9 protein-coding genes are annotated in these 12,410 nt (G+C 55.7%); 1 reads left to right on the top strand and 8 read right to left on the bottom strand.

Annotated elements, in window-relative coordinates; genetic code table 11:
- Nucleotide 1 precedes the first annotated feature (1 nt).
- The 7 genes from D3A97_RS21715 to D3A97_RS21745 form a co-directional block, all read right to left on the bottom strand.
- Nucleotides 2–1,027 carry a zinc-binding dehydrogenase gene (locus tag D3A97_RS21715; RefSeq protein WP_119080637.1) on the bottom strand — a complete coding sequence of 342 codons (1,026 nt, stop codon included), beginning with the start codon at nucleotides 1,025–1,027 and terminating at the stop codon, nucleotides 2–4.
- 15 nt (nucleotides 1,028–1,042) lie between these two features.
- Nucleotides 1,043–1,753: an orotidine 5'-phosphate decarboxylase / HUMPS family protein gene (locus D3A97_RS21720; RefSeq protein WP_119080638.1), complete on the bottom strand. Its 711-nt coding sequence runs from the start codon at nucleotides 1,751–1,753 to the stop codon at nucleotides 1,043–1,045.
- A gap of 186 nt (nucleotides 1,754–1,939) precedes the next feature.
- Nucleotides 1,940–2,758 carry a 3-keto-disaccharide hydrolase gene (locus D3A97_RS21725; protein ID WP_232826042.1) on the bottom strand — a complete coding sequence of 273 codons (819 nt, stop codon included), beginning with the start codon at nucleotides 2,756–2,758 and terminating at the stop codon, nucleotides 1,940–1,942.
- Nucleotides 2,759–2,789: 31 nt separating this feature from the next.
- The gene (locus tag D3A97_RS21730) at nucleotides 2,790–4,229 is read right to left on the bottom strand and encodes a Gfo/Idh/MocA family protein (protein ID WP_119080639.1); all 1,440 of its coding nucleotides are present in this window, start codon (nucleotides 4,227–4,229) and stop codon (nucleotides 2,790–2,792) included.
- Between the two features lie 264 nt (nucleotides 4,230–4,493).
- Nucleotides 4,494–5,846 (bottom strand): RagB/SusD family nutrient uptake outer membrane protein, encoded by a 1,353-nt coding sequence (locus tag D3A97_RS21735; RefSeq protein WP_119080640.1) that lies wholly within the window; start codon nucleotides 5,844–5,846, stop codon nucleotides 4,494–4,496.
- Between the two features lie 17 nt (nucleotides 5,847–5,863).
- Nucleotides 5,864–8,923: a SusC/RagA family TonB-linked outer membrane protein gene (locus D3A97_RS21740; RefSeq protein WP_119080641.1), complete on the bottom strand. Its 3,060-nt coding sequence runs from the start codon at nucleotides 8,921–8,923 to the stop codon at nucleotides 5,864–5,866.
- Nucleotides 8,924–9,054: 131 nt separating this feature from the next.
- Nucleotides 9,055–9,801: a DeoR/GlpR family DNA-binding transcription regulator gene (locus D3A97_RS21745; protein WP_119080642.1), complete on the bottom strand. Its 747-nt coding sequence runs from the start codon at nucleotides 9,799–9,801 to the stop codon at nucleotides 9,055–9,057.
- 190 nt (nucleotides 9,802–9,991) lie between these two features.
- Here D3A97_RS21745 and D3A97_RS21750 point away from each other — a divergent pair, with 190 nt between their 5' ends.
- Nucleotides 9,992–11,245: a PQQ-dependent sugar dehydrogenase gene (locus D3A97_RS21750; protein ID WP_232826043.1), complete on the top strand. Its 1,254-nt coding sequence runs from the start codon at nucleotides 9,992–9,994 to the stop codon at nucleotides 11,243–11,245.
- A 91-nt stretch (nucleotides 11,246–11,336) separates the two neighbouring features.
- Here the strand turns inward: D3A97_RS21750 and D3A97_RS21755 are convergent, their stop codons facing one another.
- A complete protein-coding gene (locus tag D3A97_RS21755; protein ID WP_119080644.1) occupies nucleotides 11,337–12,242 on the bottom strand; it encodes an OmpA family protein in 906 nt (301 codons plus the stop codon).
- Nucleotides 12,243–12,410: the final 168 nt, after the last annotated feature.

A 12,410-nucleotide genomic window follows, 5' to 3' on the forward strand; every position in this document is an offset into this window, starting at 1 on the left:
GTTATTCCGGTTTAATGATACTTTTCACTACTTCTCCACGGTGCATTTTCTCAAACGCATCGTGCCATTGGGCCAGGGGCCATATGCCCCCTATGATAGGCTTTACATCCAGCCGGCCGCTGGCCAGCAATGCAATAACACGCTCCCACACGGGCCAGTTATGGCTGAAGCTACCCTGCAGGGTAACGTTCTTCTGCACCAGCGGATCTAGCGAAAAGCCCAGCGGCTGAGGGCCCCAGCCTACTTTGAGAATATGGCCGTTGGGCCGCACCAGTTCCATGGCTATTTTAAGGGTAGCGCTGGCGCCGGCGGCATCTATCACACAGTCCGCCCCCAGCCCGTCTTGCGCGCGGGCCCATTCCGCGGCGCTGCCTGTAATGGCTTCGCAACCGTATTGCTCCGCTATCTTCAGCCTGCTGCGGTCCCCTTCCAGCCCTACCACCGCCACGTCTGCCCCGCAAAGGCGGGCCACGGCGGCGCACAGGATGCCAATAGTACCAGGGCCCAGCACTACCACGCGGTCTCCGGGGCGCAGGCGCGCATTGTTCACTACGGCGTTGTAGGCCACGCAACAAGGCTCCGTGAGGCAGGCATGTTCAAAAGGCAGCTGCTCCGGTATACGGTGCAGGCAGCGCGCGGGGGTAGACACGTACCGCGTCATGGCCCCGTTTACGCCGTAGCCGAAACCTTTTCGTGTTGGATCAAGATTGTACAACCCTATTTTAGACATGGGGTTGGAAGGGTCTATGATGGCGGCCGTTTCACTCACCACGCGGTCTCCCACCTGCCAGCCGGTAACGGCGGCGCCCAGTTCCGCAATGCGGCCGGCAAACTCATGGCCCAGCACTACCGGGTAGTTCACCGGCCAGCTGTGCCCGTTGGTCCATTGATGAAGGTCACTGCCGCATACGCCTACGTAGGCTACTTCCAGCAGCACATCGTTGGGGCCTGGTTCCGGTTTGGGTATCTCACGTATTTCCACCGCTCCTTCTTCCGGAGCAAAGTTTACCACAGCGGCTGATTTCATGTGTTATTGATTGATTTAGTGAGCATGCCCCACGGCCACATCGCCGTAGGCATGTATTTTATCGCATATCAGTTTCAGGGAGGCTTCCAGGTTACCGTCCGCCGTTTTAAACGCATCGGCGTCTATCGTGAGCGGGGCGCCCAGCACTACCAGCGGCGCACCGTACTCGGGGCAGCGGATGGCCTGCTCCAAAGAAAGGCCGCCTACGGCCTGTACCGGCACTTTCACGGCCGCCACCACCTGGCGCAACTGGTCCAGCGGGCTGGGCATGCGGTGGCTGCGCGCTGCAATGCCGCGCCGCTCGTCGTACCCGATGTGGTGGATCACATAGTCACACCCCAGCGCCTCCAGCTGGCGGGCGCCTTCTACCATATCCGGGCAACCCAGGTTGTCTCCCATTACCTGTACGCCGAAGTCGCGGCCGGCCTTTACCGCGCAGAGGACGGTTTCTTCATGCGCCCTTGCCATCACCACCACATGCGTGGCGCCGGCTTTGGCCATCATTTCCACTTCCAGGTAACCGCCGTCCATGGTCTTGAGGTCTGCTACAATGGGCACGCCGGGAAAGGCTTCGCGCAGCTTCCTGACGCCATGCAGGCCTTCCGCCAGAATAAGCGGCGTGCCTGCTTCCAGCCAGTCTACCCCCGCGCGCATGGCCAGCGCGGCGGTTTCAAGGGCTTCATCTATGTTAGTGAGATCGAGCGATATCTGTACTATCGGTTTCATATTGCGTTTTTAATCCGGCAGTTGCTGTTTTGATGATGTGAGGTATACCATCGGTGTATGCATCCTGTTTAATCCGGCAATTGCTGTTTTGATGATGTGACGTATACCATCGGTGTATGCGTTCTGTTTAATCCGGCAGTTGCTGTTTTGATGATGTGACGTATACCATCGGTGTATGCATCCTGTTTAATCCGGCAGTTGCCGCACTTTCAAGTCCTTGAAGTATACCTTGCTTTTCGGGTCGTGGCCTTGCAGGGCAAACGTTCCGCGGTCTATCACCCGGCCGGCGTGGCCTTGCGGGGCGGTGGTATGCTCCGGCTCGGTGTATTCCAGCACGGTTTTGCCGTTTACCTTCAGCGTTACGGTTTTACCCTGCACGCGGATGTACTGGGTATACCACACATCATCCGCCGCGTGTACCTCTCTGATGTCTTTGATGTCATAGAGGCTGGAAGTTCTTTTCCAGTCCGTGTGCGAGTTGTTCACCTGCACTTCAAAACCCTTTTCGGGCCAGCCTTTCTCCTGGTAGGCCGTGTGGAAATAAATGCCGGAATTGGAGCCAGGCGTGGTCTTTACCTTGGCTTCAAACTCAAAGTTCCTGAAGTTGTGCTGCCCGGCGTCTCCCACATAGAACAGGTGCGCGCGGGGACCGTGTACTACAATGGCGCCGTTCTCTACAGAAAAGGTGCCGGCGTTCTCGCCTACTTTCCAGCCGTTGAGAGACTTGCCGTCAAAGAGGGATACCCAGCCTTTTTTGGTAGCCGCTGCGGGAGAAACCGCCGCAAGTGAATTTCCGGTGTTGTTTGCAAAAGCCGGGTTATTACCGCTGTTTACAACAGCTATCATTGAAGCAGCCGCAGGTACGCTTCCGGTATTGCTTACGGGAATCGCCCCATTGTTCGCCACAAACGCCTGCCCGCCGGTTTCTCCCGCAGGCAGCTGCAGCGCATCCGGCGCCACGTGAAGGCCCATCGCCATTAATCCAAGCCATACACAAGGTTTCATAACAGATCAGTTTTTCAGGTTTAAAAAAGGATCATCCAAGGTTGCCCCAGCCCTGACGGTACTCCCGCTTCACGAACTGGTTGGCAGCGTCAAAATTGGTAACGCGCATCTGCTCATTGTCCCAGAGCAGTTTGGTGTTGCTGCCGGGATAGTCGTTGCCCCTGCCGCTTTTGCGGGGCACGGGAATATCCGCTACCCTGATGGCCAGGTTGGCCATCAGCACCGCTTCCGTAAGCGGCCCGGCCAGGCTGAAGGGAGAGCTTAGTTCCATATTGCCGTAGCCGGCTATAGCGCCTTCCACCCATTGGGCATAGTGCCCGTCCGCACTGCCGGGCACGCGCTTCAGCGTCTGTTTCACCTTTACTTCCTGCATGCGGGAAAGCGGTAGCAGGCGCGGGTTGGCGGCGTACTCGCTGGCCATCATCTTACCTTTGGTGCCAATGAACAGGATGCCGCTGTTACCGTCTCCGAACAATTCATCCGGCCCCAGTTCTTCCGGTCTTTCGGGCTTGATGCCGCCATCCATCCAGTGCATGGTCACCTTGCCTTTTGTTTTGTCTGTTTTAGGGAAGGTGAGCGTGGCATGGCTGGCCGGCGGGCAGCTATCCGGGAAAAAGCCGCGCTGCCCGAAGGCGGTGAACACGCTGCTGACGCTGGCCTGCACATCCAGCGCGTATTTCAGGTTGAGCACGCGGAAGGGGGCTTCTATCAGGTGGCAGCCCAGGTCTCCCAAGGCGCCGGTGCCATAGTCCCACCAGCCGCGCCAGCTGCCTGGTATGAGGTTGTCTACATAATCTTTTTGCGGCGCCGTGCCCAGCCAGAGGTCCCAATCCAGCTCCTTCGGCACGGGCGGTTTTTCTTTTGGCCAGGGAATGCCCTGCGGCCAGATGGGGCGGTTAGTCCAGATGTACACGGTGTGCACATCGCCGATCACGCCCGCGTCGTACCATTCGCGTAGCTGGCGCACGCCATCTCCGGACGCGCCCTGGTTGCCCATTTGCGTTACTACCTTATACCGGTCTGCCGCTTTGGTGAGCATGCGGGCTTCGTAAATATCATGCGTGAGGGGCTTCTGCACATACACGTGCTTGCCCAACTGCATGGCGCCCATGGCTATAACGGCATGGTTATGGTCTGGCGTGGAAACAGACACGGCGTCAAAACTTTTAGCCTCCTTCTCGAACATTTCCCGCCAGTCTTTGTAAAACTTCGCTTTGGGGAACCGCTCGCGGGAGGTGGCCGTCATGCGGTCATCCACATCGCAGAGGAAACCGATGTCTGCCTTTCCGCTCTGGAAAAAACTGTTCAGGTCTGAGCGCCCCTTTCCGCCTACGCCCACACCGGCAATTACCAGCCGGTCACTGGGGGCGAGGTACCCTTTGCCGCCCAATACGTGGCGGGGCACAATGGTAAACGCTGCGGCCGCCATGGCCGTTGTTTTGATAAAGTTGCGACGGGAATCGGAATGCATGTGCTTTGTTTTTGGTGAGTGGATGTAACGTGGCTGCGGCCATTGTACAGGGTTTTACCGGCCGCCTCATGTAACAAATATCCTAATTATGCGGGCTGGGATGTTATACGATATTTTCCTGTTTGTAGCGGATGTTATCTTATAAAGGTCCACCGCAACAGGCGCCCGTTATCTGGCAAAAAGGCCGGCCGCTGAACAGCAGCCGGCCCGTTATCGTTTTTCAATATCAGGTGAGCCTGTTGTTATCCTGACGGGGTACCGGTATCAGATGGCAGGGTCTGCCGGGGTGTTGAGGTTATTATCCCTTTCAATCAACGGGTAGGGATAGAAGTTGCGGTTCCGCTCCTCACCGGGCTGATTGGGCCCGGGGCGGCCAAAGCGGCGGCTGTCTTCCAGCTCCTGCCCGCTGACGAACAGCTCCAGCCTCCGTTGTTTATAAATGTCTTGCAGCAGCGCCGGCATGGTCATAGCCCCGCTGTAGGCCGGCTGTGAAGCACCAATGCCGAATACGTCCGTAGTTTTGGTCCGCACTGCGTCCAGCGCGGTTTTGGCTTGTACGAACTGCGATTGCCGCGCGTAATTTTCGGCAATGATGAGGCTCATTTCTCCCGGCAGGTACACCGGGTATATGGCCGTGGTATTCAGCGCGAAGGCTTTCAGCGGGTACGTGGTAGGGCCGGTCTGGCTGATGTAGAAACCCACGCGCGGGTCTGATGCGGCAGGCACCGGCGCCAGCCCGTTGCGCAAGCCCAGGGTGGAGTCAATAGCGCCAAACACGTTTACCGTGGCGTTCCATTCTCCCAGCGGGTTGGTGGTAGCCGTGGTGAACGTAAACTCGGAACGCACGGTCTGGCTGGCGGCGGAGGCGGCGGCAATGGCCTTGTTGCCTGCCGTGGCATCGTACGTGCCGGAGAGCATGCTCTGTATGTTGTAATACCTTGCCAACAACGCTTTTACCGTGCTCTTCATATCAATGGACGGCACGCCCGGCGTTCTGTTGGGTATTTTGCTGAGGAACTTGGCGCTGGGGTTGGTGGCAGCCAGGTCGGCATCCGCGCTTTCCAGCACGGAAATAACACGTTGCAGCACTTCCGCGCGCGGGCTGAAGGCCGCGTTGTTCTCGGTGGCCAGCGGTATCTGCTCATAAAACTGTACCAGCGTGCCCATGTTCAGCGCGTAAAAGATACTGGCGTAGGCTTTCAGCCCTACCTTGTCTCCGGCTTCGGTGGCCACGTTCAGGTTGTTCAGCACCGTTTCTGCTTCCGTGCGCCCCAGCAGGCATTGCGTCCACATTTGCGTTACCACGGAGTTGTTGAGGGTAATGGCGCCTTTGCCGGTTTCCAGCTCCTTCTCCGTAGTGTTGCCGATGTTGAGGGTGTAAAGCGCATACACGCCGTACGCGCCTCCCACGGGCGCGCAATATAACGGGCTCTGCCGGCCAATGGTGAAGCGGCGCTGCAGGCCGAGGCAAAGGTTCATCAACGCATCCGGACTGCTTGTTACGCTGGGTACCGAAGCGGAACTTGGGTTGATGTATTCTTTATTGCAGGAAACGATGGGAAATACCGTTCCCAGCAAGAGCAATAAAGCGATCTGTTGTATATGGATCATTTTCATGGCTGTTCAATTTGGGTTTAGAAACTGGCTCTTAAAGACAACTGGAAGGTCCTCGGGATGGGCACGTTGCCGAAATCTATCCCGCGCAGGGTAGCGCTGTTGCCACCGGCATTGGTTTCCGGGTCGTAGCCGTCATAGTCGTCCCAGCTGATGAGGTTGCGGCCAACCAGTGAAACAGAGGCGGATTTGATGAACTTCGCAAAAGACGGCAGCTCGTAAGAAAGCGCCACTTCGCGCAGTTTCACGAAAGACCCGCTTTCCACCCTCCACTCTTCTGTGTTGTAGATGGCAAAAATGTAGCCCCTGGGCAGCTCTCCTTTTATCTCTCTTTCGGAATAGTCTCCAATGCCTACACCCTGGCGGGTGCGGCGGTCTGCGTTAAACACTTCCTGGCCCAGCGCGCCATCCAGCAGAAAACTGAGGCTGAGTTTTTTGTAAGACAGGCTGCTGTTGAAGCTCACCAGCCAGTCCGGGTGCGGGCTGCCGATCACCCTGCGCAGCAGCACCTTGGTGGTGGGATCAATGGCGGCAATGGGGCGGCCTTCCGCATCCAGCGCCATGCCTCCTTTACCGTCCCGCTCAAAGTAGTTGCCGTAAAACACGCCAATAGGCTCACCGGCCACTATCACAGACAAAGAGCCTGCCGCGTTGGCCAGCATGATGGGCGTTACCTGGCTGGAAGATGTAACAAGGTTCTTGTTACGCGCCAGGGAGCCGCCTACGGTCCATGTAAAGTCCTTATTTGAAACCGGCGTGGCGTTGATGCCCAGCTCCCAGCCCTTGTTGGTGAGGTTGCCCACATTCTCCACGCGCTCGCTGCCGCCTGAAGAAGGTGCCAGCACCCTGTCTACCAGCAGGGAGTTGCCTACTATCTTTTTGTCGTACACGGTGAAAATAACGCCCAGCCTGTTGTTGAGGAAAGACAGGTCTGTGCCCACTTCTATTTCGCTGGAGCGTTCCGGCTCTACGTCACTGTTACCCAGCCGGGTGTTCACGTTGTAGGTGGCCAGGCCGTTGAGGCTCAGCGGCAGGTAGGTGGAGAACTGGTCGTAAGAGCCAATGCCGGTGAGGTTGCCCGCCAGCCCCCAGGAGGCCCTCAGGCGGGCGGAATTGAACCAGTTGCCCATGCCTGCCCAGAAACCCATATCGCTGAGGCTCCAGGAGGCGCTCAGTTTGGGGTAGAAATACGTACGCGTGTCTTTCGGGAAGGACGTACTGCCGTCTATACGCGCGGCGGCGGTAATGAAGGCAATGTTCTTGTACCCGAACGTTTCCTGGAGGAAGCCGCCGAAGATCTGCCGCTGGTCAAGCGTATAACGCGGGTCTAGCCGGGTGGCGGCGCCATTGATGGAGGTAATGCCGTTCAGCAGGTCACGCCCTTCGTTGAACAGGCCGGTGATCTTCTGGTACTGGTGGTTAAAGCCCGCGGTGGTGAGGGAAGAGAAATCCCCGAACTTCGTGTTGTAGGAAATGTTCAAATCGTTGTTGATGAAGAAAGAGTTCACCATAGCGGTTGATACGTAGCCCAGCCCTTCCTGCGCGGCAATGTACGGGTACCGTTCTATCAGGTTGTTGCCCTCCTGGCTGAAGTTGTCCACTCCCAATATATAATCGATATTCAGCCCTTCCACAGGTCTGATCTTCACCTGTATGTCACTAATGGTACGGCTTACCGCCTGTGTCAGGTGCATATCCTCTATTACGCTCAGCGGGTTTACACGCGTGGGCTCTACGCCTTTGAGGTTGCCGGCCGCGTCCCTTTCTTCTATGTTGTAAATGTTGTTGGTGATGTTGATGGTATTGATAGGGCTCCAGAACACGTTCCCATTGGGCTTTTCATTGGAGAAGCTGTTGGCGTAGGTGATGCCGCCCGCCAGGGTAAGGTGTTCGTTGATCACCTGCTCTACTCTTGTTTTGAAGTTGAAACGCCTGAAATCCGTGTTGCGGATAATGCCTTCGTTCTTGTAATAACCGCCGGAGAAATAATACTTTGTTTTTTCAGAGCCGCCGCTGATGGAAACGTAGTTGTCCGTACCCAGGCCGGTATCAAATATCTGGTCCTGGTAATCATACCGCGTTACATCCACCAAGCCGGTAGCCAACCTTCTCACCTGCCCGTCAGGCCGCGTGTACATTACGTTGGGCGCAGGCCCGTCACTGATGTTGCCGAGGCGCAGCGTGGTGGAGCCGAACTGCTTGCCATAAGTAGAGATATATACTTTTTTACGCAGCTCGTTCATGATGATGCTGGTACCGAAATCTATTTTCATCTGCCCTGCCTTGCCGGATTTGGTAGTGATCAGCACTACCCCGTTGCTGGCGCGGGAGCCGTAAATGGCGGAAGCGGAGGCGCCGGGGATGATGTCTATTTTCTCGATATCGTTCGGGTTAATGTCTGCCATGCGGTTGGTACCCAGCGCGGCAGACTCTCCCGCGTTCACGTTGAGGTTGGTCACATTGGTGGTAGTGTTGCTGACCACTACCCCGTCTACCACGTACAGCGGTTCCGAAGAACCTTTGATGGTGCTGGTGCCCCTCATACGGATGGAGATACCGCCGGAAGGGTCTCCCGAGGTCTGCGTGATCTGCGCGCCGGGCACCTTGCCCTGCAGCGCCGCGCCCAGGTTACCGGAGCCGGTGTTGGTGAGCTGTTTGGCGCTCACGGAGTTGACCGTGTTACCCAGTTGTTTCCTGGATTGCCGGAGGGTGGAACCGATCACCACCACTTCGTCCATGTTCAGCACATCGTCCTGCATCACGGCGTCTGCCGTAACGGGGCTGCTGCCGATAGTGATGCCTTGGGGAGCGGACTTGAAGCCGATGCCGGAAAAATCCAGCGTGTAGTTGCCCGGTTTTGCATTGGTGGTAAAATTGTACCGCCCTTCAGCATCTGTGGTGGCGCCGGTGCTGGTGCCGCGCAGCTGCACCGTAATGCCGGGCAACGCGTCACCGGAAGGCGAGGTGACCTTTCCGCTGATGCGGACCTGCGCTATGGCAACGCAGGCCAGCAGTTGGAACAAGATGATAAGCGGAAGCGCCTGCCATCTTCTTTGCCGGAGTCTAAGTGGACTTCTCATAATGATCTTAATTTTGGCGTTAGAAAAAGGAAGTAAGTAAGACTGTGTTCACCGTATTGCATATAGAAGATGCATTCAGCCGGGCCGCCGGCCCGGAGACGTTCATTGTCAGCGATCATGTTAACTGCCTGTCAGTGTACCTCCATACCTGCATCGCGGTAGGGGGCCAATAGCTCATCCAGGGGATCCAGTTCCGTAATCAGGATGTCGATATCTGTTGCGTTGCAAACCTTCAGCCGTTGGGCCGTGTTGATCTTTTCCGATATAGCCAGCGAAACAACTCTTGAAGAAGATTCCACCATGGCCTTTTTCACCTGCACTACATCCAGGTCGTTATCCGTAAGGCCGGCGTGAATGTCTATGGCATTGGTGCCAAGAAAGCAGAGGTCTGCCTTCACCTGCCTGATCTGCGCAATGGCGCCGCCGCCCACGGTAATGCGCGAGCTTTTAGACAGCCTGTCCCCGATCAGTATCACTTCAATATGTGGATGCTGCAGGTATTCAAAAGCCGCTGGCAGGCTGCCGGTAAAAAAAGTGGCCCGCAGGTGCTGCGGCAGCGCCCTGGCCATTTCCAGTATGGTAGTGCCACCGGTGGTGAATACGAACATGCCGTCCTGTATCAGCCTGATGGCCTTCTGCGCTATGCGCTTCTTTTCCGGCAAGGAATAAACATCTGTAATATTGAAGGAATTGTGGAACGAGCGGGACAGCGCGCCGCCATGCACTTTGATGATCCTCCCCGCGTCTGCCAGCTCATTGAGGTCACGCCGGATAGTGTCTTCAGACACGTTCAACCGCTCTACAAGATGGGTAGTGAGCACCTTGTTGTGAAGGTTGACCTCATGAAGAATAACGTTCTGTCTTTCTTCCTTGAGCATAGCGGGGTTGTTTAATTGTTAGCTATATGAAGATAAACAAAATACCCAGATACCGCACAAAAATGCAGGAATATTTCTTAAACATGCAAATTTCGGCAAGGGAAGTGCGTGTTTCATGCATGTAAATCTTTCACCTTTATACGGTGGTATAGCGTATTTTTGGGTGAATAAAAGACCATCAATTATGCATTTGTCTCAGCAATTTCTGTCTACTATCTGTTTAGGCGGCGCCATTGTGCTGGCATCCTGCGGCCAGGGCACCAGCGGCAATCATTCCAAAACGCCTGCTGACAGTGCTGCAACGCCGGCAGACAGCTCTGCCGCGCCTGTGGAAACCAAGGCCGCCAACACTGATTACAAACCCGCATTTCCCGGCCAAACGAGGATTGGCGGTGTAAAGACCACTACGCCCTATCAAAGCGAGGTGCTGACCAATGACCTGCAGTCTCCCTGGGGCATTACGCAGTTGCCTGACGGGCGTTTCCTGATCACGCAAAAGAAAGGCACCATGCGCATTGCCACGCTGGACGGGAAACTCAGCGAGCCCATTACCGGTTTGCCGGCAGTTAACGCAGGCGGCCAGGGCGGTTTGCTGGGGCTGCGCGTTGACCCTGATTTTGCCAGCAACAGGATGGTGTATTGGGTATTTTCCGAAAAGCTGCCCAATGGCAACCTGACGGCGGTAGCAAAAGGCAAACTGTCTGCAGACGAAAAAAAGATAGAAGGCGCTACCGTTATATACCAGGCCACGCCGGCCTATGACGGCACGCTCCACTACGGCGGGCGCATCCTGTTTGACAAGGAAGGCAACCTGATCGTTAGCACCGGCGAGCGTTCAGACCTGGCCACCCGCCCGCAGGCGCAAGACCTACAATCAGGCCTGGGCAAAATTGTGCGCATCACCAAAGAGGGGAACCCCGCGGCCGGCAATCCCCTTGCCAGCCAGGGCGCGCGGCCGGAACTGTACTCCTATGGTCACCGCAACGTACAGGGGCTGGCATTCCACCCCGTTACCGGAGACCTTTGGGAAACAGAATTTGGCCCCCGCGGCGGCGATGAGCTGAACCGCGTGGAAGCCGGCAAAAACTACGGCTGGCCTACCATTACCTATGGCCTGGAGTACAGCGGCAAAAAGGTCGGTGACAGCATTCAGCAGAAAGCCGGGCTTGAACAGCCCATATATTACTGGGACCCCGTGCTCTCCCCCAGCGGCATCACCTTCTACAGCGGCAATGCTATTCCCGAGTGGCAGAACAACCTGTTCATTGCAGGGCTGAGCAGCCAGCACATTGCGCGCATTGTGATCAAAGACAATAAAGTAGTGGGCGAAGAACGGCTGCTGGCAGATGAAAAACAACGCTTCCGAGATGTAACGGAAGGAAAGGACGGCGCGCTCTATGCCATTACGGACGGCGGGCGGCTGTACAAGATATCCAAGAAGTAAATAAAATACAAACAAGCGCTACTGTGCATAAAAAAGGTGCTGAACACTTCCTGGTCAGCACCTTTTGCAATTATTATCAGGTCACCTGCTATTACGGCTGGTTACCCGCGGGTTGTTGCGGGCTCACTACCGGCGGCTGGTCATCAGCGTCAGGCGCTTTGTCTATCAGCTCCATAAACTGGTCCAGTTTAGGCGTGATGATGATCTGCGTACGCCTGTTGCGCGTTTTACCGGCATCGTCAGCATTGGAGGCAACAGGATTGTATTCGCCCCGGCCGCCTGCTGTCAGCCTTTTGGGATCTACAGCATAATCGTTCTGTAAAGACTGTACCACAGAAGATGCCCGCAAGGCGCTCAGGTCCCAGTTGTTGCGGATGTTCGTTTTGGAAATGGGCACGTTGTCCGTATTACCTTCGATCAGCACGTCATAGTCTTTGTAGTCTTTGATGATCTTGGCGATCTTGGCCAGGGTAGCCCCCGCGGTAGATGAAATTTCGTAGCTGCCTGACTTGTACAGCATTTTGTCTGACAGCGAAATGTACACTACTCCTTTCAGCACCTGCACATCAACATCCTGCATCTCTTCCCTGCTGAGGGAACGGGTGAGGTTGTTGGTGAGTACAAGATTGAGGGAGTCACTGGTGTTTTTGGTATTCACCAGGTGCTGGATGTATTTGTTAGACGCATTGATCTCATCCACCAGTTTGGAAATGTTCACATTGCCCTGGCTGGTAGAGTTCAGGCATTTGTCTAACGCGGCCTGCAGGGCAACCAGGTTGTTGCGCTGCGCGGCTATCTGCTCTTCCAGGCTTTGCACCCGTGTGGTGGCGCCTGAAAGTTCACGCTGAGAGGCTTGGTATTTACCGTCCAAAGCCCTGTTCTGGTTCTGTAATTCGTTATAACTGCTCTGTAACTGGCCAAACTTCTTGTTGCTCACACAACCCTCTCCTAAAATAGCTACCACCGCTAATGATGATAATAAGACCGGTACTCTCATGTGTTTATTGTTTAATATGAAGAATTATTGCCTCAACAAGGCAATAACCGGTGTATACAAAGGTTGTGCCAGTAAATAGATAAGATTGGCGCTCAGCCACTTACAAACAACGGTAGACTCCCCGGCGCTGGCTTCCTTTTTGTTGCATCTGGTGTATAAAACCGTCTG

Source organism: Chitinophaga alhagiae (assembly GCF_003568665.1).
GTDB classification, from domain to species: Bacteria; Bacteroidota; Bacteroidia; order Chitinophagales; family Chitinophagaceae; genus Chitinophaga; species Chitinophaga alhagiae.